Origin of the sequence: Salinicola halophilus (genome assembly GCF_003206155.1) — a bacterium.
Classification (GTDB): Bacteria; Pseudomonadota; Gammaproteobacteria; order Pseudomonadales; family Halomonadaceae; genus Salinicola; species Salinicola halophilus.
This window is the reverse complement of sequence record NZ_PZJV01000002.1, coordinates 125,244-146,564: the sequence shown is the minus strand read 5'-3', so window position 1 is coordinate 146,564 and position 21,321 is coordinate 125,244. Positions and strand designations below refer to the sequence as shown.

17 protein-coding genes are annotated in these 21,321 nt (G+C 66.6%); 7 read left to right on the top strand and 10 right to left on the bottom strand.

What is annotated here, in order from left to right; genetic code table 11:
• The first annotated feature begins 76 nt into the window (after positions 1–76).
• The 3 genes from DOM33_RS08400 (at position 77) to DOM33_RS08390 (ending at position 3,085) form a co-directional block, all read left to right on the top strand.
• A complete protein-coding gene (locus tag DOM33_RS08400; protein WP_110667855.1) occupies positions 77–1,060 on the top strand; it encodes a TRAP transporter substrate-binding protein in 984 nt (327 codons plus the stop codon).
• Between the two features lie 71 nt (positions 1,061–1,131).
• Positions 1,132–1,698 carry a TRAP transporter small permease gene (locus DOM33_RS08395; RefSeq protein ID WP_110667853.1) on the top strand — a complete coding sequence of 189 codons (567 nt, stop codon included), beginning with the start codon at positions 1,132–1,134 and terminating at the stop codon, positions 1,696–1,698.
• 85 nt (positions 1,699–1,783) lie between these two features.
• A complete protein-coding gene (locus tag DOM33_RS08390) occupies positions 1,784–3,085 on the top strand; it encodes a TRAP transporter large permease (RefSeq protein ID WP_110667851.1) in 1,302 nt (433 codons plus the stop codon).
• 128 nt (positions 3,086–3,213) lie between these two features.
• Here DOM33_RS08390 and DOM33_RS08385 read toward each other — a convergent pair whose 3' ends face one another.
• The 4 genes from DOM33_RS08385 to DOM33_RS08370 form a co-directional block, all read right to left on the bottom strand.
• Positions 3,214–4,143: a Gfo/Idh/MocA family protein gene (locus DOM33_RS08385; protein ID WP_110667849.1), complete on the bottom strand. Its 930-nt coding sequence runs from the start codon at positions 4,141–4,143 to the stop codon at positions 3,214–3,216.
• A gap of 30 nt (positions 4,144–4,173) precedes the next feature.
• Complete coding sequence (locus DOM33_RS08380; protein ID WP_110667847.1) at positions 4,174–5,733, bottom strand: sodium:solute symporter family transporter; 1,560 nt, start codon at positions 5,731–5,733, stop codon at positions 4,174–4,176.
• A 205-nt stretch (positions 5,734–5,938) separates the two neighbouring features.
• Entirely contained in the window at positions 5,939–9,022 is a 3,084-nt protein-coding gene (locus DOM33_RS08375; RefSeq protein WP_110667845.1) for an FAD-binding and (Fe-S)-binding domain-containing protein, read from the bottom strand.
• A 9-nt stretch (positions 9,023–9,031) separates the two neighbouring features.
• On the bottom strand, positions 9,032–10,267 hold the full coding sequence (locus DOM33_RS08370; RefSeq protein WP_110667843.1) for a pyridoxal-phosphate-dependent aminotransferase family protein: 1,236 nt from the start codon (positions 10,265–10,267) through the stop codon (positions 9,032–9,034).
• A gap of 313 nt (positions 10,268–10,580) precedes the next feature.
• On the opposite strand from DOM33_RS08370, the gene DOM33_RS08365 reads away from it, so the two are divergent.
• Positions 10,581–11,276, top strand: a complete 696-nt coding sequence (locus tag DOM33_RS08365; RefSeq protein WP_110667841.1) for a GntR family transcriptional regulator — start codon at positions 10,581–10,583, stop codon at positions 11,274–11,276.
• 193 nt (positions 11,277–11,469) lie between these two features.
• On the opposite strand, the gene mtgA is transcribed toward DOM33_RS08365, so the two are convergent.
• Positions 11,470–12,177 carry a monofunctional biosynthetic peptidoglycan transglycosylase gene (mtgA, locus tag DOM33_RS08360; protein ID WP_110667839.1) on the bottom strand — a complete coding sequence of 236 codons (708 nt, stop codon included), beginning with the start codon at positions 12,175–12,177 and terminating at the stop codon, positions 11,470–11,472.
• Between the two features lie 89 nt (positions 12,178–12,266).
• Here mtgA and DOM33_RS08355 point away from each other — a divergent pair, with 89 nt between their 5' ends.
• Positions 12,267–13,142, top strand: a complete 876-nt coding sequence (locus tag DOM33_RS08355; RefSeq protein WP_110667838.1) for an alpha/beta hydrolase fold domain-containing protein — start codon at positions 12,267–12,269, stop codon at positions 13,140–13,142.
• Here DOM33_RS08355 and DOM33_RS08350 read toward each other — a convergent pair.
• The 3 genes from DOM33_RS08350 to DOM33_RS08340 all read right to left on the bottom strand — a co-directional run bounded on the left by DOM33_RS08350 (position 13,139) and on the right by DOM33_RS08340 (position 16,626).
• A complete protein-coding gene (locus DOM33_RS08350) occupies positions 13,139–14,071 on the bottom strand; it encodes an ABC transporter substrate-binding protein (protein WP_110668618.1) in 933 nt (310 codons plus the stop codon). The genes DOM33_RS08355 and DOM33_RS08350 overlap by 4 nt on opposite strands.
• Positions 14,072–14,542: 471 nt before the next feature.
• Positions 14,543–15,394 (bottom strand): S-formylglutathione hydrolase, encoded by an 852-nt coding sequence (fghA, locus tag DOM33_RS08345; RefSeq protein ID WP_110667836.1) that lies wholly within the window; start codon positions 15,392–15,394, stop codon positions 14,543–14,545.
• 122 nt (positions 15,395–15,516) lie between these two features.
• Complete coding sequence (locus DOM33_RS08340; RefSeq protein ID WP_110667834.1) at positions 15,517–16,626, bottom strand: S-(hydroxymethyl)glutathione dehydrogenase/class III alcohol dehydrogenase; 1,110 nt, start codon at positions 16,624–16,626, stop codon at positions 15,517–15,519.
• A 171-nt stretch (positions 16,627–16,797) separates the two neighbouring features.
• On the opposite strand from DOM33_RS08340, the gene DOM33_RS08335 reads away from it, so the two are divergent.
• Entirely contained in the window at positions 16,798–17,670 is an 873-nt protein-coding gene (locus tag DOM33_RS08335) for a LysR substrate-binding domain-containing protein (RefSeq protein ID WP_110667832.1), read from the top strand.
• Positions 17,671–17,802: 132 nt separating this feature from the next.
• Here the strand turns inward: DOM33_RS08335 and DOM33_RS08330 are convergent, their stop codons facing one another.
• Both DOM33_RS08330 and DOM33_RS08325 read right to left on the bottom strand, forming a co-directional pair.
• Positions 17,803–18,549 (bottom strand): Crp/Fnr family transcriptional regulator, encoded by a 747-nt coding sequence (locus DOM33_RS08330; RefSeq protein ID WP_110667830.1) that lies wholly within the window; start codon positions 18,547–18,549, stop codon positions 17,803–17,805.
• 194 nt (positions 18,550–18,743) lie between these two features.
• Positions 18,744–20,123, bottom strand: a complete 1,380-nt coding sequence (locus DOM33_RS08325; RefSeq protein WP_110667828.1) for an L-serine ammonia-lyase — start codon at positions 20,121–20,123, stop codon at positions 18,744–18,746.
• A 176-nt stretch (positions 20,124–20,299) separates the two neighbouring features.
• On the opposite strand from DOM33_RS08325, the gene DOM33_RS08320 reads away from it, so the two are divergent.
• Positions 20,300–21,259, top strand: a complete 960-nt coding sequence (locus tag DOM33_RS08320; protein WP_110667826.1) for a LysR substrate-binding domain-containing protein — start codon at positions 20,300–20,302, stop codon at positions 21,257–21,259.
• The last annotated feature ends 62 nt before the right edge of the window (positions 21,260–21,321 follow it).

Sequence of the window (21,321 nt, the reverse complement as noted above, 5' to 3'; positions counted from 1 at the left end):
TCGACTCCCATGGAGACGACGCCCGGCGCAACAGCACTCCAACCGCCTCACTCAACAACAACTCGAGGGCGATACGATGCGACACCTTCCCCTGATCTGCGGGCTGACGGCCAGCGCACTCACGCTTGCGACATCGGCCGGCGCCGCCCAGTGGAACCTGGCCACGCCCTACGGCGATGCCAGCTTCCACACGCAGAACACCCAAGCGTTCGCCGAAGACGTCGCCGAGGCCACGGATGGCGAGTTGACGATCAACGTTCACAGCGGTGGCTCGCTGATCAGCCACGCCGAGATCAAACCCTCGGTGCGCCGCGGTACGGTGCAGGCCGGCGAAATATTTCTCTCCACGCTCTCCAACGAGTCGCCGATCTACGAAGTCGACACCCTCCCCGGGCTCGCCACCAGCTATGAAGACGCCTTCGATCTGTGGCAGGCGTCCAAACCGATCATCACCGAGCTGTTCGCCGACGAGGGATTGATGCCGCTCTACGCGGTCGCCTGGCCGGCCCAGGGCATCTATACCGACTTCGAACTCACCGATGCCTCGCAGTTCGAGGGGCTGCGCGTGCGTGCGCCCAACATCAACACCCAGCGTTTCGTCGAGAACCTCGACGGCATTCCCACCCAGACCGAAGAGGCTGACATTCCCACGGCGTTCAGTACGGGGCGCGTCGATGCCATGATCACCTCGGTCTCCACCGGCAACTCGATGGCCGCCTGGGACTACGTTTCGCACTACAGCGACGCCAAGCTCTGGCTGCCCAAGAACATCGTCTTCGTCAACCAGCGCGAATTCGACCGCCTCGACGAGGCGACCCAGCAGGCCGTGCTCGACGCCGCCGCCGAGGCCGAGCGCCGCGGCTGGGAGATGAGCCGTGAGGACGGCACCGAAAGCAGCGAAGCGCTCGAATCCCACGGTGTCAGCGTCAGCGAACCGAGCGAGACCCTGCAGGCGGACCTCAACGCCGCCGGCGACACGCTGTTCGAGGCGTGGCAGGCGCGCGCCGGGGATCAGGCCGAAGCGCTGATCGAGAGCTACCGCGAGCGTCAGTCCCAGTAACGCCGCCGAGCGCGCCCTGACTTCCCGGCCGGGGCGCCGCTCCCACCCGCTCACTCAGCGCGGAGTCTCTCATGACGTATCGATTCGACCCCCTCTATCGGCTCGGGGCGTGGGGTGCGGCCGTCTGCATGATGGCGATCTGCGCCCTCGTCACCGCCCAGGTGCTGCTGCGCTGCCTCGATGCGGGGCTGGTGGCTTTCGGCGCCGGGCGGCTCGGCTATGAAATCAGTGGCGTGTCGGAGATCGCCGCCTATCTGCTCGTCGGCGCGACCTTTCTCAGCCTCGCCTACACCTTTCGTCATCACGCCCACATCCGGGTCACGCTGATCGTCTCGAAGCTCGCGCCTCGCATTCGGGTGTGGAGCGAAGTCGCCTGTCTGGCGGTCTCGCTGGCGCTCACGGTGCTACTGAGCTGGGAGCTCGTCGGCTTGGTGAACGAAAGCCTCGAGTACGGTGATGTCTCCGCCGGGCTGCTGGCGATTCCGCTCTGGATACCCCAATCGGTGCTGGTCGTCGGGCTGCTGCTGCTCTGCCTGGCGCTGCTCGAGGCGCTCATCGGCACGCTGCACCAGGCCGTCGTCGCCCCATCGCGTTTCTCGCCGCCCGGCGACAGCCACGACCTGAGCGGAGAGGGATGATGCCGGCGACGCGACTCCCGAACGCCACTACCGCGCCGCTGCGCTCTGGCGCCTTCCCTTCTCCTATCGTTGCAGGTGCCCGCCCGTGCTGACGCTCAGTCTCGCCACCCTTTCGACGCTCGCCGTTCTGCTCGGCGGCGGCGTCTGGATCGCCTTCGCCCTGCTCGGCACCGGCTGGATCGCGCTGAGCGCGTTCACGACCTTCGATGTCGGCCCCATTCTCGCCTCGGATTTCTGGGGCGCCAGCTACGGCTGGGATCTCACCGCGCTACCCATGTTCGTGTGGATGGGCGAGATCCTTTTCCGCTCCGGCCTCGCCGACAACATGTTCCGCGCGCTGTCGCCCTGGCTGAACCGAATCCCCGGGCGTCTGCTGCACTCGAACATCATCGGCAGCGGCCTGTTCGCCGCGGTCTGCGGCTCCTCCGCCGCCACCTGCGCGACGGTCGGCAAGATGACGCTGCCGGAACTCGAACGCCGCGGCTACAGCGAGACGCTGGCGGTGGGCACGCTGGCCAGCGCCTCCACGCTGGGGCTGCTGATTCCGCCGTCGATCATGATGATCGTCTACGGCGTGGTCACCGAGCAGTCGATCTCGCGGCTGTTCATGGCGGGGGTCGGCCCGGGTGTGCTGCTGCTCGGGCTGTTCATGGGCTATCTGGTGATCTGGTCGCTGACCGCCGGCCGCAACGGCGGCGCGGGCCATGCCGAGCCGACGCTGTCGCTCGCCGACAAGATTCGTCACAGCTGGCAGCTGTTGCCGCTGCTGGCACTGATCGGCGGCATTCTGGGGAGCATCTACGGCGGCGTCGCCTCGCCCACCGAGGCCGCGGCCATCGGCGTGGTGCTGTCGATGTTGATCGCCCGACTCAACGGCCACTTCGACCGCGGAATCTTTCTGGAATCGATGTTCGCGGGGCTCAGAACGTCCTGCATGATCGCCTTCATCATCGCCGGCGCGTCGTTTCTCTCCTCGGCGATGAGCTTCACCCAGCTACCCGCGCAGCTCGCCACCGCGATTGGCGAGCTGGGTCTGTCGCCGAATGTTCTGCTGATCGTGCTGACGCTGTTTCTGCTGGTGCTGGGCTGCTTTCTCGACGGCATCTCGCTGATCCTGCTGGTGACGTCGATCGTCATGCCGCTGATCGACGCCGCCGGCATCGATCCGATCTGGTTCGGCATCTATCTGGTGATCGTGGTGGAGATCTCGCAGATCACGCCGCCGGTGGGCTTCAACCTGTTCGTGATCCAGGGGCTGACGGGCAAGAACATCTTCACCATCGCCAAGGCGACGCTGCCGTTCTTCCTGCTGATGCTCGCCGCCATCGTATTGATGCGCCTGGTGCCGGAGATCGTGCTCTATCTTCCCCGGGCGATGAGCGGCTGACGCCGCGAGCCGCGAGCCGCGAGCCGCGAGCCGCAGGAGAAGCCTGACTTGGGCACACAAAAAAACCGCGACCGTGTCGCGGTTTTTCGTTCCGAGCTGCGCTGTCGCCAGCGCAGCGTCGAGACCCGTTATTCGATGAAATCTTCCACCGTGCGTCGCTGACCCAGCATCAGCGCGTCGGCGACGTGGCGGAAGGGGGCGACGTCGACATCGGACTCGCCTTTCTGGATCAGTGAGGCAAAGCGCTCGTAGAGCCCGGGATATTCGACGTCCGGGCCGGCGTCCACTTCCTCGCCGTCGATGGAGAGCCGGCTGCCGCCTTCGGAGAGGGTCAGGCGCCCTTCGTCGGTCTCGACGTGAATCTCCCAGATCGGCGGCGTTCCGGTCTGGCGGAAGTCGAACTCGGCGTGAATCGGCATGTTGACGCCGTCGACGAAGTCCAGCGAGGCGGCGATGGGCGTCTGGCAGTTGCCCGGCATCTGGAGTTCGGCGTCGGTGAGATGGAACGGCCGCGGCAGAATCGCGGTGACGATGGAGAGCGCGTTGATGCCGGGGTCGAACACGCCCATACCGCCCGGCTCCCAGATCCACGCCTGCCCCGGGTGCCAGACGCGAACGTCCTCCTTCCACTCGATGTCGACGCGGCGAATCTTGCGCGTGGCGAGCCAGCGTCGCGCCGGCGCCACGCAGTAGGCGTGGCGGGAGTGCCAGCTAGCGAACAGCGTCACGCCGCAGCGGTGGGCGTCCTCGCGCAGCGTCTCGATCTCCGCAAGCGTCGCCCCCGGCGGCTTCTCCAGCATCACGTGCTTGCCGTGGGCCATCGCCAGCCGCGCCTGGGCGGTTCTCACGCTCGCCGGGGTGCAGAGGGATACCGCGTCGATCGTCGGCCCCGCTTTCAACAGCGCGTCGAGCGACTCGAAGTTGGCGGTGTTGGCGACCTCGGCGTTACGGCTGGCAACCGCGCTCAGGCGGTAGCTGTCGTTGGCGTCGATGGCCGGATGATGCTGATCGCGGGCGATCTTGCCGTAGCCGACGATAGCGAGACGGATGACATCCATGGCGGAAAATTCCTCGCGGGTGAACGGTCACTACCGCAGCACATAGACGATGGCCGCGGTCAGGACAGAGACGATAACGATGCCGATCATGACATCCCGCGGCACCCGCTCCAATCCTTCTTTGGCCAGCAGCGCAATGCGCGCATCACCCGGCGCCGGCGTGTCGCGAGTGCCCAGCAACCTGGCCCAGAGCGCGGTGAAAAGCGCCGTGGCGACGAACAGAATGCCGCCGATGATGGTGAAGTGGATCGGCAGCACCCCGGTCTCCACCAGCACGAACAGCACCGCACTCAGGGCGTGACCGCACCCCAGCCCGCGCAGCGCCGCCGAGGGGCCCAGCGACTTGAACCAGAGTCCCATGAGGAAGGTCGCTACCAACGGCGAGGCGACGAAAGCGAACACCTGCTGCAGGTAGGTCCAGAGACCGGAGAAGTACTGGATCATCGGCCCCCAGAGCGCGGCGATCGCCGCCAGCCCGAAGGTGCAGATACGCCCCCACTTGGCGAGCTCGGCGTCACTCAGCTTGGGTCGCGCCGGCTGGATGAAGTCCACGGTGAGTAGCGTCGCCGACGCGTTGAGGGTCGAGGAGAGCGTCGACATCAGCGCGGCGATGAGTCCCGCCAGGATCAGCCCGGTGAGTCCCACGGGAGTGAACTCCGCCACCATGGTGGGATAGACCTGATCGGGATGCTCGAGCCCCGGCAGCAGCGGCACCACCATCGCCCCGGGGATCGTCATGATGAAGATCGGCAGCAGCTTGAGCGCGGCGGCGAAGATCGAGGCGCGTCCGGCGGCGCGGATGTCCCGCGCCCCGAGCAGGCGCTGCACCACGTACTGGTTCATCGCCCAGTAGTAGAAGCCGACGATCGGCACGCCGGTAATGAGTCCGAGCCAGGGCACGCTCGGATCGTCGAGGGGACGGATCAGCGAGAGTCGCTCGGGGCTCACCGCTTCCTTGACGTTGCTCCAGCTGTGGTCGAACTCGCCGAAGATGATCCAGGTCATTGCTGCCGAGCCGCCGATCAGCACCACCGCCTGCAGCACGTCGGTGTAGACCACCGCCTTGAGTCCCCCGAAGGCGGTGTAGACGCTGGTGAACAGCGCCAGCAGCGCACACACCTGCCACAGGTTGGTGCCGGGGATGAAGGTCGTGACGATCAGCCCGCCGGCGTAGAGCGTGCCGGCGGTATCCAGGATGATCGAGAGAAAGAGCGTGATCACCGAGAGATACTTGCGCAGCCGGGAGTCGAAGCGTCGCTCCATCAGCTCCGGCATGGTGGTGACGCGGGCCCGCATCAGCACCGGCAGCACGAAGATCGCCGCGAACATCAGCACCACCCCGGCCATCCACTCGTAGTTGGCCGCCGAGATACCGTGCTGATACGCCGCCCCCGGCAGGCCGATCAGCGTGTCCGAGGAGATGTTGGAGGCGAACAGCGAAAAGCCGATCGCCATCGGCCCGAGCGTGCGCCCGGCCAGAAACAGCTCGTCCGGTGTGGTGCGTCCGCGCGCCGTCTTGTAGCCGATGGCGGTGACGATGAGGAAATAGACCGCAATGACGGCGAAATCGCCGAGTCCGAGGTTGTTCATGAACCGTTCGCCCTATCGCTATTGTTGTCGTTAGCGCAGGCATGGCGTCGGGGTCAGTCAGTTCTTCGAGCGTCGCCGACGTCGGTTGCCAGACGCGCGAATGCCGGGCGTCGGTGACGACCGGCATCGAGTTCAGGCTAGCGATTTTGGTTGGCGATTGACAGCTCTGGCGCGGTCCCGCGGCCTACCCCACGCCGGCGAGCGCTCACGACGCCGGCAGGGCGGCTTCGAGTATCCGTGCGACATGAAGCGCCTCGCGAGCGGCGCCGTCGCGAATCTGATGGCGACAGCTGGTGCCATCGGCGACGATCCAGACGTCTTCGGCAGACTCGCGTATCGCCGGCAGCAGCGAAAGCTCCGCCATCTGCTGCGAGGCCTCGTAATGTTCCGCCTCGTAGCCGAAACTCCCCGCCATCCCGCAGCAGGAGGAGACGATGGGCGTGGCCTCGAAATCGGGAATCCAGCCGAGCACGGTCATCACCGGCGAGAACGCATCGAACGCTTTCTGGTGGCAGTGGCCGTGTATCCGCGCCCGGGAGACGGCGAGCGGCGCGAAATCGAGAGCGAACCGCCCCGCCTCGCGCTCGGCGACCAGAAACTCCTCGAAAAGCTGGGACGCCGCGGCCAGACGCTCTGCCTGCGCGCCGAAGCCGTAATGGAGAAACTCGTCACGTAGCGTCAGCAGGCAAGACGGCTCGAGGCCGACGATCTTCACGCCCCGCTCGACGTAGGGCATCAGCGCCTCCAGGGTGCGCTCGGCCTCGCGTTTCGCCTCGCTCACGCGCCCGGCGGCGAGATAGGTCCGCCCGCAGCAGAGCGGTCGCGTCCGCTTGCGCCGGTTGAGATGGACCCGATACCCCGCCGCCTCCAGTACTCGCCGGGCGGCACGGGCATTGTCAGGCTCGAAGTAGTTGTTGAAGGTATCGACGAACAGCAGCACTTCGCCCGCCGGGGTATCGCCGGCTCGAGAGCCGAGTGAGCCGTCACCGGCGGCGCGCGCTTCCCGCCCTGCCGCGCGGAGAAAGTCGCCGCCGAAGACCGGCAGCGTTCGCGCCTCGGCGAAGCCGAGGGCGCGCTTGGCCCGCCCGCCGAGCCAGGCAACGCGCTCCAGACGCGCGGCGAGACCGCCGACGCCGCCGACGCCGCCGACGCCGCGCATCCACGGCGCGTAGCGCGGCAGCGCCGAGACCAGGCGCTCGCGCAGCCCGAGGCCCTTCACCTTGAGCCGCGCCGCGCGCGCCTCGATCTTGAACTTGGCCATGTCGACGCCGGTCGGGCAGTCGCGCTTGCACCCCTTGCAGGAGACGCAGAGATCGAGGGTTTCCGCGACCTCGTCGCTGGCGAGGCCCTCCTCCCCGACCGCGCCGGAGAGCACCAGGCGCAGGGTATTGGCTCGCCCGCGGGTGACGTGGCGCTCGTCGCGGCTGATGCGATAGCTCGGGCACATGGTACCGGCGTCGAACTTGCGGCAGTGGCCGTTGTTGTTGCACATCTCCACCGCCTTGGCGAGGCCGTGGGCCGGATCGCCGCCGCTGCCCGGCGCCCCCTGCTCGCCACTCGCCGGGTCGCGGGTGACGTTCCAGGCGGACCAGTCGAGTTCGGTGGCGACGGGGATGATCCGGTGATCGCTGGGAAAGCGGAAAAGGCGCGCGTCGTCCATCTTGGGCGGATCGACGATCTTGTTGGGATTGAAGCGGTTGTCGGGGTCGAACAGTCGCTTGATCTCGCCGAAGGCGGCGTTGAGTGCATCGCCGAACTGCCAGGCGATCCACTCGCCGCGGCAGATACCGTCGCCGTGCTCCCCGGAGTAGGCGCCCTTGTAGCGACGCACCAGCGCCGCGGCCTCCTCGGCGATGGCGCGCATGTGCTCGGCCCCGCCACGGCGCATATCGAGGATCGGCCTGACGTGCAGCGTGCCGACGCTTGCATGGGCGTACCAGGTACCCTCGGTGCCGTGTCGACGAAAGACCTCGGTGAGCTGATCGGTGTACTCGGCCAGATGCTCCAGCGGCACCGCGCAGTCCTCGATGAAGGAGACCGGCTTACCGTCGCCCTTCATGCTCATCATGATGTTGAGCCCCGCCTTGCGCACGTTCCAGAGCGCCGCCTGCTCGCTCGCGCTGGTCAACCCGACGACGCTACCGGGCAGGCCGAGATCCCCCATCAGTTCTTCGAGCCTTGCGAGCTGCACCCGCTGCTCGTCGTGGTTTTCACCGGCGAACTCCACCAGCAGCAGCGCATCCGGCCGGCCGATCAGGGATTTCTCCACGGTGGGGCGAAACGCCGGATTCTCCAGCGCCAGCTCGATCATGGTGCCGTCCACCAGCTCCACCGCCGCCGGCCCCAGCGCGACGATGTGCTGGGTCATGTCCATCGCCTGGTAGAAAGTGGGGAAGTTGATGACGCCGAGCACCTTGTGAACCGGCAGCGGCGAGAGCTTCAGCGTCAACCGGCGCGTGAACGCCAGCGTCCCCTCCGAGCCGATCAGCAGATGCGCCAGGTTGGCGCGCCCGGCGGCGTCGTAGGGGATGGGGTTGCGACAGTCGAGAAAGTCGAGGTTATAGCCGCCTACGCGGCGAAGTACCTGCGGATAGTGCTCGCGGATCGCCGTCGCCTCCCGCCGGGCGATCGCGATCACCGAGTCGGCGAGTCCGCTCAGCGGCGAGCCAGGGGCGATCTCGTCGAGATAGCCGAAGCGGGCGTCGCGACCGTCCGCCAGCGTGGCGTCGAGGCTTGCGACGTTGTGGACCATGTTGCCGTAGCGGATCGATCGGGAGCCGCAGGAGTTGTTGCCGGCCATGCCGCCGAGGGTGCACTGCGCCGAGGTCGACACGTCCACCGGAAACCAGAGCCCGTGGGGCTTGAGCCAGGCGTTGAGATGGTCGAGTACCACGCCGGGCTCCACCTCGACCGTACGCGCGTCGAGGTCGAGATTGCCGATCCCGGTGAGCCAGCGGCTGGTATCGATCACCAGTGCCTCGTTGACGGTCTGGCCGCACTGACTCGTTCCGCCACCCCGCGGCAGCACTGCTACACCCGCCTCGCGGGCGATCTCCAGCGCCAGCGCCAGATCCTCCTGATGCCGCGGCACCACCACGCCGAGCGGCATCATCTGATAGATGGAGGCGTCGGTGGCGTAGCGGCCCCGGGCACCGACGTCGAACGCCACCTCGCCACGGAGCTCACGACGCAGCCGCCGCTCTAGCGTCTCCAGCGTGGCGCTGGCCGAGGTCGCAGTGTCCGATGGGGCGCTGCCCGAAGGCGTCGGCCGTTGGGTGATGACGTTCATGGGCACTCCCTAGCGATCGCGCGACGCGTTGGGGTTGGCCGGCGTCCCCGGAGCGGGGTTGTCGGCGAAGAACTCGAGGGCGGCCTGCATCCCGCTGCCGAACAGCTCGACGCCACAGAGCTTGAGCCCGGCCTCGCAGCCGCCGAGCGTGGCGATCAGGGTGAGGTCGTTGCAGTCGCCGAGATGGCCGATACGGAACATCCGCCCCTTGGCGCGCCCAAGCCCCGTACCCAGCGAGAGATCGAAGCGCTCGTAGATCGTGCGACGAACCTGATCGGCATCGATCTCTTCCGGCATGACCACGCCGGTGAGTACCGGCGAGTAGAGCGCGGGCTCCTGGCACTGGATCGCAAGCCCCCAGGCGTGGACCGCCCGGCGGACCCCTTCGCCCCAGCGCTCGTGACGGGCAAAGACATTGTCGAGCCCCTCGTCGAGCAGCATGTCCAGCGACTCGTTGAGGCCGTAGAGCAGATTGGTATTGGGGGTATAGGGCCAGTAGCCCGTGGCGTTGGCAGCGAGAATCTCGTCCCAGGCCCAGAAGCTTCGCGGTAGCGTCGCCCGCTTGGACCGCTCCATCGCCTTCGGCGAGAGCGCGTTGAAGCTGATGCCCGGCGGCAGCATCAGCCCCTTCTGCGAGCCGGAGACGGTGACGTCGACGCCCCACTCGTCGTGGCGATAGTCGGCGCTGGCAAGTCCCGAAATGGTATCCACCATCAGAAGCGCCGGATGACCGGCGGCATCGATGGCACGTCGCACCGCAGCGATGTCGCTGGTGACCCCGGTCGAGGTCTCGTTGTGCACCACGCAGACCGCCTTCAGCCGGTGCTCGCGATCCTCGCGCAGGCGCGCCTCGATTCGGTCCGCCTGTACCCCGTAGCGCCAGCGCTGGGCCTCGTCCAGCTCGATGAATTCCGGCTCGAGCCCCAATCGCCGCGCCATCTGTCGCCAGAGCGAGGCGAAGTGACCGGTCTCGAACATCAGCACCGCATCCCCCGGGCTCATCGTATTGGCCAGCGCCGCCTCCCACGCCCCGGTCCCCGAGGCGGGATAGATGATTACCGGATGCTCGGTCTTGAAGATCCGTTGAATCTTGCCCAGCAGCTCGAGTCCGATTTCGCCGAACTCCGGGCCGCGGTGATCGATGGTGGGCAGGCTCATTGCCCGCAGAATTCGGTCCGGCACCGGCGACGGCCCGGGGATCTGCAGGAAGTGACGGCCGGAGGGGTGTCGATCGAGCGTCAGCATGGGGTCTCTCCTGGGAAGGCGTCGCGAACGGCGAGTGGAGACGACGGCAACGGCACCGTCATTCACTGTTTTTTGCATTCATTACGCAATATGCACGAGAATATCCGGGCCACCTACCGCGACATAAGTCCAACGTCACCCTGCGCGCAGGGAATCAGCCTGCGTGACTCGCGCGAGACAGCCCCCAGTGACGGCGATAAAGGACGCCGGCGGTGGTAAAAGATGAAGAGCAAGAAGACGTCAGCGGCGCCGTCGCTTCGACACTGACCCGGGCCGCCTCTCGCCAGGCCCTGAATCGCGAAGGATTCCCGCCATGCCCCCATCGAACGAGAGCGCCCCCGCCTCGCCGCCGCTGAAGATCGCCCGTGCCACGCTTCACGACCGCATCGTGGAGCGCCTTCACGACATGCTCATCGAAGGCGAACTCGCCCCCGGCGAGCGGCTCAACGAAGTCGCTCTCGCCGCCCGGCTGGAGGTCTCGCGCACGCCCCTGCGGGAGGCGCTTCGCGTGCTGGCCTCGCAGCGACTGGTGACGCTCTCGCCCCATCACGGCGCTTTCGTCACGCGGATGACCCGCGCCGAGATCGACGACGCCTTCGAGCTGATGAGTGCGCTGGAACGCTTCTCCGCCGAGCTCGCCTGCGAGCGCGTCACCGAGTCCGAGATCGCCGCGATCCGCGCCGAGCACGCCGAGATGATGGCGTACTGGGCGCGCCGGGATCTCCCCCGGTACTATCGCGCCAATCAGCGCATTCACGACCTGATCAACCGCGCGGCACGCAACGACGAACTTCGTGAAACGTATCTCGCTCTCAACCGGCGCCTGCACCCGCTACGGCTCTCCTCCAACCGCTCGGCAGCCAAGTGGCAAAAGGCCGTCGAGGAGCACGAAGCGATGCTTGCCGCCCTGGAGCGTCGCGATGCCGCTGAGCTGGGTGAGCTGATGCGCCGTCATCTGCTGGAGAAACGCGATGCGGTGCTCGAGGGCTGGTCGCACGAGGACCGGTAGACCGGGAATCGAAGGAAAGCGAGCCGCCCGCCGAAGTGTCGACGAGAAAGGCACCGACGGAACGAAGGCCGGCGAGACAGGGACCGGCGAGACAGGGACCAGCGAGGAGGCAGACCCAAGAATGGATCGGCTATAGGCAATATCGGCCAGAGAAGGAATAGACCAGAGAAGGGAGCGGCCGGACGCGCGCCGCTCAGTCGAGCCTGCCCAGAAAGGCGGTACCCCCGAGGTTGCGCATCTGGCGCTCGATCCAGGCGGCGCGCTGGCTCACCTGAGCGGAGGGCTGCGACGCGCTGCGCCCGCGCGGATTGGGCAGAATGGCCGCGAGCCGCGCTGCCTGAGAGACGCTGAGGCTGGCGGCGGAGGTGTTGAAGTAGCGCTCTGCGGCGGCTTCCAGACCGAAGACGCCGGTATCCCACTCCGCGATGTTGAGATAAACCTCGAGAATGCGCTGCTTGGGCCAGAGCGCCTCCATCAGCAGGGTGAACCACGCCTCCAGCCCCTTGCGGATCCAGCTGCGCCCGGTCCAGAGAAAGAGATTGCGCGCCGTCTGCTGGCTCAGGGTGCTGGCGCCGCGCAGGCTACCGCCGTCGGACCAGTTCGTCAGCGAGCGCTTGATCTGGGCGACATCGAACCCCCAGTGCTCGGGAAAGCGCTGATCCTCCCCCGCCATCACCGCCAGCTTGGCGTTGTCCGACAGCCGCTCCCACGGCGTCCACTGCTGGTGAATCTGCAGGTTCTCGCCGTCGAACCAGGAGGCGACCTTGCGCTCGGCCATCACCATCGAGCCGAACACCGGCACGAAACGAAACAGCAGCACGAACAGCACCGACAGCCCGACGAAGGCCGCCATGGCGATCAAAGAGTAGCGCAGCAGCCTGCGGGGCCAGCCTGACGTCATGGAAAGCGCTCGAGCTCGGGAGTAGGCTTGCCAGTATAACAAGGGCTTGCCGCGCTGCGTCGGCGAGTACCGCCGACAGGGAGTCTCGCATGCCGATCGAATCGTTCATTCGTCGTCTGTCGACGCTCGATGCCAGCGCCGCCGCCCCGCTGGCCGAGCGTCGGCGGCTCTACGACGCGCTGCACCGCACGCACCGTCCGCCGGACCCGCCCGGTTTGCGGGTCGAGGCCGAGCGCCTCGCTGGCGTGGAGGTACGCCGCTTCGTTTTCGCCGACGGCGACGGCGCGCCGGTGGTCTATCTGCACGGCGGCGGCTGGAATCTCGGCTCGACCCAGAGTCACCACGGCATCACCGCCGATCTGGCCGCGCGGCTCGCCCGCGAGGTGATCAGCGTCGACTATCGTCGGCTGCCGGAGGCGAGCTACGCCGAGGCGCTGGCGGACTGTCGCGCGGTGGTGAACGCCGCCTCCCCCGCCGCCCTCATCGGGGACAGCGCCGGCGGCCGGCTGGCCCACGATGTCGCTCACCTCGATGCCTTCTCCAGCGTGCTCGGTCTCATCTATCCCGTACTAGGGACACCGACGCCCGAGACGCTGGGGCCGGATGGCCCGCTGCTCTCGCGTGCCGACGTGCTGGCGCTGTGGGAGATGGCCGCGCCCACCGTGCCGGCGATCGACCCGGCCGTTCCTCCCGCCCCCGCCATCGAGGCGCTCGCCGTGGAGCGCGATCCGCTGACCCGGCCGCTGGAGCAGGCCGTCACGCAGTGGCGTGCCGCCGGCGCATCAGTGGGTTATCGCTGTGCCCCTGATATGGTGCATTCGGCGCTGCACGGCCACGCCGAACTGGACGCCATGCATCACGCCTGGGGGGCGTTCTGCGCGGCCATTGGCGAACGGATCGCGAACGACGCCGCGTCTTCACCCGGGTCTGTCGCTCACGCCGCCTCGGTCGGAACGCCCCGCTAGCTCTCGCCCCGGGCGCGAACGGCATCGATCGCCGGCTCGCCATCGGTCGTCGTCACGCCGTCGAGCCACTCGGCGACGGTAGCGTCGTGGTCACGAATCCACTCGCTGGCCACCTCATCGGCCGGCCGCTCTTCGTGGCTGTATTGATAGACCCAGTCGTTCTGCTCTTCGATATCCACCGTGAACTGCGACAGAAAGCGATAGAGATTGGCATCGTCGCTCTCGAGCGTGCCCGGCACCAGCGTCCACACGGTGCTGAGAATGTCCGCCACGCCGCTGTCGTCGCTATCCTTCAGGTAGTAGAGGTCGTAGTTGACGTTCATCCAGTGCGGCTCCCAGCCCACGAACGTCACCCACTCCTCGGCCTCGATCTTCTGATCGGCGTAGGCGAGCATCGCCGCCGTCGAGCTTTCCTTGAGCTGCCAGTCGCCGAGCCCCGCCTTGTCGGTTTCGATGGCCGCGAGAATGGCGTCGTTGATGCCGGTTCCCGCCTCGATTCCCTGGATCTCGCCGTCGAAACGCTCCGGGTAGCGCGTCAGGTCGGCCACACTCTCCACACCCGCCGCATGGACGTACTCGGGAACCACCAGGCCGGAGTTGGCGTTGCTGATGTTCTTCGCGGGGTGGGCGAGCGTGCCATCGGCAAGACGCGGCTCGGTCATCGCCTCCTGCACCGGATACCAGTTGCCGAGATAGACGTCGAGCTGATCGTTGACGAGCCCGTTCATGATGACGCCGACGGCCAGCTCGTTCTGGCGGGTCTCGTAGCCCATCGCCTCGAGCAGCTGCGCGGCGACTTCAGTCTTGACGGTGACCCCGGGCCAGGGCGAGACGCCGAAGCGCACGGTATCGAGAGCGGCGTGGGCGCTGCCGGTCGCAACCAGCGTTGCGGCGGCGAGTGAGTGGACAACGGTCTGGCGTCGTAGCATCGAAAGCACCTCTGGCGGTCGTCGGAAGAGCGTGACGGCGACAATCGCTTGACGAGGGGTCGACGACACGGACTGCCCGCTACTATGACGTAATGCCCGGCGCCGGCTTGACACCAAGCGACACTCTCCGTGCACAAGGTGACACCGAACGCGGCTGACCCACCGGCCCGTTTTGATGGGAGGCCACCACGGCCGCGGCCGCCTCGTGCCAGGTATCTCTGCGGCTGTACGGCCAGGGCCGTGAGGCATCACCCTTCAATTCACTCTTCAATTCGCTCTTCAAGGGAACGTCGCCGCCGACGGCTCGTATCCAGCGCGCCTTCGACGGCCTCCATTGACCAGCGACCAGCGGCTAACTAGCCATAAAAAAAGACCCGCGACGGATCGCGGGTCTTTGAGTCGACGGCGCCCGAGTCAGACTCGGGCGTCGGGGCCAGGCATCTAGCCCAGGCGTCAGGGCTAAGCATCAAGCTAGGCGCGAAGCCGCTCGGCGTGATAGCGCAGGTGCTCATCGATGAAGCTAGCGATGAAGAAGTAGCTGTGATCGTAGCCCGGATGCCGACGCAGCGTCAGCGGGTGATCGTGCTCTTCACACACGGCTTCCAGACGCTCCGGCTTGAGCTGCTCGTCGAGGAAGTTGTCCGCCTCGCCCTGATCGATGAACAGCGGCTGGCGCGAGGAGCCCCGTGCCACCAGCTCGCAGGCGTCGTACTGGGTGCGCAGGCCGACGTCGTCACCGAGATAGTTCTCGAATGCCTTCTGGCCCCAGGGCACCTGGGTCGGGTTGACGATCGGCGCGAACGCCGACACCGCGGCGTAGCGACCGGGCTGACGCAGTGCCAGTACCAGTGCGCCGTGGCCGCCCATGGAGTGGCCGCTGATCGACTCGCGACCGTTGACCGGAAAGTGCAGCCGCACCACGGAGGGCAGCTCTTCGGTCACGTAGTCGTACATGCGGTAGTGCCGCGACCACGGTTCGACCTTGGCGTTGAGGTAGAACCCCGCTCCGGAGCCGAAGTCGTAGCTCTCGTGCTCGCCCGGCAGGTCCAGGCCGCGGGGGCTGGTATCCGGGCAGACGATGGCGATACCGAGTTCGGCGGCGGTGCGCTGCGCGCCGGACTTCTGCATGAAGTTCTCGTCGTTGCAGGTGAGTCCGGAGAGCCACCACAGCAGCGGCACCCGATCCTCTTCGGCCTGCGGCGGCAGATAGATCGCGAAGATCATGTCGCAGTCCAGCGCCCGCGAGTAGTGCTTGTAGCGCTTGACCCAGCCACCGTGGCTCTTCGTGGCCGAGACCAGCTCCAGCTGTTCGCTCATCGACATGCGATTCTCCTCTCCTCGTGCGCCGCTTTTCATGCGCGCCTAAACCGGCGCCAGAGCGACTCTCCATAATGCTCCGAGGCCAGCATGGCTCTGACTTTTCGCGCGGCCTCGGGCGCGATAAATCAAAAATGCAGAACGGTTCGGATGCTCTTGCCCGCGTGCAGCAGGTCGAACGCTTCGTTGATCTGCTCGAACTTCATGTCCTGAGTGACGAACTCGTCGATCATCAGTTCGCCATCCATGTAGCGCTGGACGTAGTCCGGCAGCTCGGAGCGCCCCTTGACGCCGCCAAAGGCGGAGCCTTTCCAGACGCGTCCGGTCACCAGCTGGAACGGTCGTGTCGAGATCTCTTCGCCGGCACCGGCAACGCCGATGATGATCGACTCGCCCCACCCCTTGTGGCAGCACTCCAGTGCCGAACGCATGACGTTGACGTTGCCGATGCACTCGAACGAGTAGTCGACGCCGCCGTCGGTCAGGTCGACGATCACCTGCTGGATCGGATCGCTGTAGTCCTTCGGGTTGACGAAGTCGGTGGCCCCGAACTGGCGCGCCATCTCGAACTTGTCCGGATTGACGTCGATGGCGATGATGCGCCCCGCCTTGGCCATCTGGGCGCCCTGGATCACGGCCAGGCCGATCGCGCCGAGGCCGAAGACCGCAATGGTCGCACCCGGCTCGACCTTGGCGGTGTTGAGCACCGCGCCGATACCGGTGGTGACGCCGCAACCGAGCAGGCAGATCTTGTCTAGCGGCGCTTCCTTGGAGACCTTGGCCAGCGACACTTCCGGCACCACGGTGTACTCGGAGAAGGTCGAGGTGCCCATGTAGTGGTGCAGCGACTGACCGTCCTTCGAGAAGCGCGTGGTGCCGTCCGGCATCAGGCCCTTGCCCTGCGTCGCGCGCACGGCGCTGCAGAGGTTGGTCTTGCCGGAGAGGCAGAATTTGCACTTGCCGCACTCGGCGGTATAGAGCGGAATGACGTGATCGCCGGGCTTGAGCCCTTCGACGCCTTCACCGACCTCCTCGACGATACCGGCCCCTTCGTGGCCCAGAACCGAGGGAAAGAGCCCTTCCGGATCCTTGCCGGAGAGCGTGTAGGCGTCGGTGTGGCAGACGCTGGTCGCGACCATGCGCACCAGCGCTTCTCCCGCCTTGGGGCCTTGAACGTCGATCTCTTCCAGGGTCAGCGGTTTGCCCGCTTCCCAGGCTACGGCAGCACGGGATTTCATGGTCTGGTCTCCTTTCTGAGGTGGGTCGCCCACGTCTCGCCGGCGGGTCGACCGAATCGATCTCAGTCTAGGCGCTCGCTCCCCGGCAATAAACCCGATGCATGACAGATGATTGTTGCCGATGTGCAATAATCCATCGCATCGAATGGATTCAGACGCCGAGGAGCACACATGTCACGCTGGGATGGCATCGAGGCCTTCGTCGCGGTGGTTCGCCTGGGTACGTTCTCCCGCGCGGCGGCGTCGCTGAAGGTGTCGAGTTCACACGTCAGCCGTCAGGTCAGCCAGCTGGAGCAGCAGCTGGGCACGCCGCTGCTCTACCGCACCACGCGCCAGATCCGACTGACCGACGGCGGTGCGGTCTACTTCGAGCACTGCCGGGCGCTGCTCGATGGTTTCCGCGAGGCCGAAGATGCGCTCAATGCGCTGCAGACACAGCCCCAAGGGCGGCTGGCGCTGAGCTGCGCGACCACGTTCGGCGAGCGCTTCATCGCGCCGCTGGTCAACGACTTCCACCGCCGCTATCCACAGCTGGACGTTCACCTTCACTTCACCAACCGCTCGGTGGAGCTGATCGATGAAGGCTTCGACGTGGCGATCCGCATGGGCGTACTCAAGGATTCCAGCCTGCTGGCGCGGCGGCTGTGCGACCGGCGAGAGTACGTGGTGGGATCGCCGGACTACTTCCAGCGCATGCCCGCCCCTCACAGCCTGTCGGAGCTCACCCACCACAGCTGTCTGGTGGGCTCGCGGGACAGCTGGCTATTTCAGGTGGACGGCCGGCGCCGGGAGATCAAGGTCTCCGGCAACTGGCGGGGCAATTCGGGGCCGGCACTGCTGGATGCGGCGTGCAAGGGGCTGGGGCTGGCGCAGCTGCCGGACTACTACGTCGAAGAGGCGCTGGCCCGCGGGGAGCTGGTGTCGGTGCTCGACCGCTACCAGTTCACCGACACGGCGGTGTGGGCAGTCTATCCCCGGCACCGCCAGCTCTCGTCGAAGATTCGGCTGCTGGTGGATTTTCTCGCCCAGCAGCTCGGCGATTGAACGGCTCGGTCGCGGGCCGCATCGCCCGCCGAGCGAGTGGGCTATCGATCGTGGGGACAGCTGATCGAAGGGCCCGTCGATCGGATGGAGCGTTGATCGAATGGCCCGGTGATCGCACGAGGCGAAGGCGAGTCAGTCGTCGCGCTCGGTCGTGAAGAAGTGGGCGATACCGTCATTGAGGTAGGCGTCGGCGAACTCCGCTTCTCGCGCCAGGGCGTCGGGGTCCGGCAGTTCGATACGCTGTCGCGCCCGCAGGATCAGCCCCTCTTCGCGAAAGGTGGTCAGCGTGCGGCTGACGTGAACCGAGGAGAGGCCGAGAGCGTCGCCCAGGTGCTGCTGCGAGAGCGGTAGCCGGATGCTGTTGCCGTCGCGGGCCCGCGTGCGGGCGAGGCGCACATACATCTCGTAGATGAGGTGCGCCAGCCGCTGGCGTGCGCTGCGGCGCGCCAGATTCACCAGCCGCTCGGTGAGCAGCGCCTGCTGATGCGAGGAGATGGCGAAGAAGATCGCTGATAGCGTCAGCGACTCGCGGAAGACGTTGAGCAGCCGGCGATGGGGGAAATGACAGACGACGCCGTCTTCGAGCATGGCGACCCCGGCAAGGCGCTCCTTGAAGGCGAATTCGCGCAGCCCGATGATGTCGCCTGGCAGGTAGATTTCCAGAATCTGACGCGAGCCGTCCTCCATGTGACGGAACGAGTAGGCCCAGCCCCGGCTCAGCGTGCAGAACTCGCGCGCGGTGTCCCCCTCCTGCCACAGGATCTGATCGGCGCGAACCTTGCTCGGGCTCTGCTCGAGGCCCGCCAGTAAAGCCTCGTCGTTCTTGGAGAGCGTACGGTAGTGCTCGAAATGACGCGTAATGCAACTATCTTCGCTCATATCCCCTTGCCTTTATCGTCTTTTTACGGACATCGATGCGGCCGACACCCGATGGAGAGCAGCGATATTGGCATAGCAACGACGCCTTGTCGTTATCCGTGATTATGGCCGCCGGATTCGATTCGTGTTTTCAGGATCCTATCGCGCGAAACGTTCGCGCTCGGCGCTCCGGTAACGTCGAACACCGCCGCGAGTCAGCACTCGATGGTGTTCACGGCCAGCCCGCCCCGCGAGGTCTCCTTGTACTTGTCCTGCATGTCGCGACCGGTGTCTCGCATGGTGCGGATCACCTTGTCCAGCGAGATGAAGTGCTCGCCGTCGCCGCGCAGCGCCATCTGCGCGGCGTTGATCGCCTTCACCGCGGCAATGGCATTGCGCTCGATGCAGGGCACCTGAACCAGCCCCGCCACCGGATCGCAGGTCAGCCCCAGGTTGTGTTCGAGCCCGATCTCGGCGGCGTTGGCGACCTGTTCCGGCGTACCGCCCAGCAGCTCGGCCAGCCCCGCGGCGGCCATGGCGCAGGCGGAGCCCACCTCGCCCTGACAGCCCACCTCCGCCCCGGAAATGGAGGCGTTGGTCTTGCAGAGAATGCCGATCGCCCCCGCCGCCAGCAGAAACCGCACGACGTCGCGCTCGCACGCTTCGGGCTCGAACTTCATGTAGTAGTGCAGCACTGCCGGTACGATGCCCGCGGCGCCGTTGGTGGGCGCGGTGACCATGCGCCGGCCGGCGGCGTTCTCCTCGTTGACCGCCAGGGCGAAGAGATTGACCCAGTCCATCGCCGAGAAGGTGGCGGCGATGAGCCCCTTCTTGTCATCCAGCGCCAGCAGATGGCGATGCAGCGACGGCGCGCGTCGACGCACGTTGAGTCCGCCGGGTAGCACGCCCTGCTGGTCCAGCCCGCTGTCGACGCACGCCTTCATCGCCAGCCAGATCTCCCACAGCCGGCTGCGGGTCTCGGCTTCGCTGCGCCAGACGCTCTCGTTGGCGAGCATCACGTCGCTGATCGACATCGACTCGCGCCGGCAGATCGCCAGCAGCTCGGCCCCGGTTCTGAAGGCGTAGGGCAGCGCCACCGTGGGCGTCGCCGGCTCCTGGTGCGCTGCCTGCTCGGCGTCGACGACGAAGCCGCCGCCCACGGAGTAGTAGACGTTGGCGTAAACACTGCCGGCCGCGTCGAACGCCTCCAGGCGCATGGCGTTGGTGTGGTAGTCGAGAATCTCGTCGCACCAGCGGATATCCCGCTCGCTGTCGAAACGGACGCCGCGCACGCCACCGAGCCTCAATTCGCCGTCGCGCTCGAGAGCGGCGAGCTTCAGCGCCAGGTCGTCCGGGTCGACCGAGATGGGGCGCTCGCCCATCAGCCCTCCGAGCACCGCGCTATCCGTATTGTGCCCCTTGCCGGTGGCGCTGAGCGAGCCGTAGAGCGTGATGGAGACACGCTCGACCACGTCGAGCAGCGTGCGCTCGCGCAGCGCCTCGACGAACTCGAAGGCCGCCTGCATGGGCCCGACGGTATGCGAGCTCGAGGGGCCGATACCGATCTTGAACAGGTCGAATACGCTGAGGGTCATGACGCTCTCCTTTCGCCCTGTCGCATCCCCGCTACCCAGTGTCTCGAAAGCGTTCGGCGTTCGATGACGGCGGCGACTTGGCAAATGGGCTGGAATGTAGTTTGACTTCAGTGTGCCCGCCGGTTACACCGGTCTCAATCCACTAAATCTGCCAAGCCTTTTAGCGTGACTAAACCATGCTGACCCCTCTCAACTCCCAGACCCACGCTTGGCTGAAGGTATTCGCCGTCAGCGCCAGGCACCTCTCCTTCACCCGCGCGGCGGAGGAGCTGCACGTCACCACCGGCGCGGTGAGCCAGCAGATCAAGCAGCTGGAGGATCGCCTGGGGTTTCGGCTGTTTCGACGCCTGCCGCGTCAGCTGGCGCTGACCGAGGAGGGTGAACGGCTCGCCGGGGTGGTATCGCAGGCCTACGACGCCGTAGGGCTCGAGGTCGACCGGCTGCGGGGCGGGGTGATGAGCGGAGTGATGCGCCTGCGCTGTCTGCCGTCGTTTCTCGCCAAGTGGCTGATGCCGCGACTGCCGCGGTTACAGGCGCGTTTTCCGGAGATCGAGCTGCACGCCAGCGCCGAGGACAGCAACCTCTCGCTGCTCGACGGCGGTTTCGACCTGGCGATCGATCTCAACGACGGCCACTACCCGGGGCTGCAGACGACGCCGCTGATCGACGAGCAGATCTTCGCGGTCTGCTCGCCGCAGCTGCTGCGCCGGCGACCGCCGCTCACCCACCCCAATGTGCTAGGTTATTATCCGCTGCTGCACGACGTCACCGCCTGGCGCGGCAGCCACGACTATGCGGAGTGGGAGCACTATCTGGCAGCGATCGGCGGCGAAGGCGTCAACGTGCGCCGCGGCTACACCTTCAACCGCAACCAGCTCACCGTAGAGGCCGCCATCGCCGGCATGGGCGTGGCGATCGCCCGGCGCACCCTGATCGGCGACGAGCTCGATAGCGGCCGCCTCATCGCACCGTTCGAAGGAACCGTGACCACCGGCAAACGCTATGGCCTGGTCTACCAGCAGGGCGCGCTGGACGATCGCCGCGTACGCGCGATCCACGACTGGCTGGTGGAAGAGGCGCGACGCTCGACGCTGGCGGCCCTTCCCGCCGCGGCCGAGGCCTTCGACGCCGACTGAGCGTCGCGACTCGCCGTCGTGGCGCACCGCATCCTGCGCGCTCGGCGCACACCACCGCTCCC